1 protein-coding gene is annotated in these 1,538 nt (G+C 68.1%); it reads right to left on the bottom strand.

The features are described 5' to 3' along the window. Positions 1-144: 144 nt before the first annotated feature. The gene (locus tag ACGFYH_RS37345; RefSeq protein ID WP_393807620.1) at positions 145-1,383 is read right to left on the bottom strand and encodes an IS701 family transposase; all 1,239 of its coding nucleotides are present in this window, start codon (positions 1,381-1,383) and stop codon (positions 145-147) included. Positions 1,384-1,538: the final 155 nt, after the last annotated feature.

The raw sequence follows: 1,538 nt of genomic DNA, 5'->3' as shown, positions 1-1,538 counted from the left end.
GGGAACGTGGAGCGGTGGGAGTGTAGCGGGCAGGATGCCGTCACGGACGACTTCCGCCCGCACCCCCCTCGAAGGAGTGCCCACGACGGCGGTAGTGGCAGTGGCGGGCCACAGCTTGGCGTCGTCGACGCCAGTGCGACCAGCTCAACGCGTGGGTGAGGGTGTGAAGGTCTCGGGGTGCGTGAGCTGCCAGGAGTCGCCGCACTTCCGCCACGGTGAGCTCGATGACCACGGCATCCTCACCGGTGGATCCCCTTTTTCGGCTGCTCGCGCGCTTATCGCCGCGAGGAAGGTGTGGGCGAGCATGGCCAGGGTGATGTGTCGGTACCAGCCGACGTAGCGGCGGACTTCGTACTCGTCCAGGCCGCACTCGTTCTTCGCCGCCTGGAAACACTCCTCGATCGCCCACCGAGCGCCGGCGACGCGCACCAGTTCATCCACTGCGACATCCAGCGGTGCGTAGCCGAGGTAGTAGGCAATCTCGTCCGGCCGGCTCAAGCTGCGTCGTGCCAGCGCCCACCGCCGACGGATCAACACGCCGTCCTGGTAGTCGTATTCGGCTACTGGCCGCAACTGGACGGCCGCCCAGTCGTACTCGCGCTGCCCCTTCGCGCCGGCGCCGCAGGAACGGCGTTCCCATGCCTGGTCGGGGGCCTGCTCGAAGGCTCTGTCGATGCGTGGGCCAGCCAGGGAGAACTGGGACTTGGGGACGGCCAGGACGTAGCCGACGCCGGATGTTTCCAGCATCCGGCGGAAGCGGTTGTCCTGTCCGTAAGCGGCGTCCGCCGTGACCCAGGCGATCGGCAGCGGCGAGGCCAGCGCTCTGCGGACGATCGTCGCCGCGAGGGTGTTCTTGGTGGCGAACTCCCGTTGATCGGGGATCTTGGCCTCGCGGCAGCGGTCGCGGTCGTTGGTCCAGGACTTGGGCAGGTAGAGCTCGCGGTCCACGAGGGCGCGGCCGATTGTGCTGGTGTAGGCGGCGAAGACGCCGATCTGGCAGTTCTCGGTGCGGCCGGCGGTGCCGGAGTACTGCCTTTGGACGCCGGCGGAGGTAGTGCCCTTCTTGAGGAACCCGGTGTCGTCGATGATCAGTACCCCGTCGGGGCGGCCGAGGTGTTCGGCGACGTAGGTCTGCAGGTCATCGCGGATGTCGTCGGGGTTCCAGCGGGCTCGGGAGAGCAGGTGCTGCAGTCCGTCGGGGGTGGCATGGCCGACGTGTTCGGCAAGTTGCCAGCTGTTCTTGCGGGCTACCGGGGCGAGCAGTGCGCGGACGTAGTCCCGCATACGGCGGCGTGGCTCGACGCGGCCGAAGTGGTGCCCGATGGTGGTGAGGAGGTGGTCCAGGTCGCGGTCCCAGGTCTCGGCTGCCTGTTCGGTGATCACGACCCGAGGCTTCCCAGGGCACGGGGCGACCTTGCCGTCGTGGGCACTCCTTCGAGGGGTGTGCGGGCGGAAGTCGTCCGTGACGGCATCCTGCCCGCTACACTCCCACCGCTCCACGTTCCCCCAGGTCAAGCCACGAAGTACTGCTGGAGTAC

Source organism: Streptomyces sp. NPDC048392, from assembly GCF_043200575.1.
GTDB lineage: Bacteria > Actinomycetota > Actinomycetes > Streptomycetales > Streptomycetaceae > Streptomyces.
This window is presented reverse-complemented; position numbering and strand designations above follow the sequence as displayed.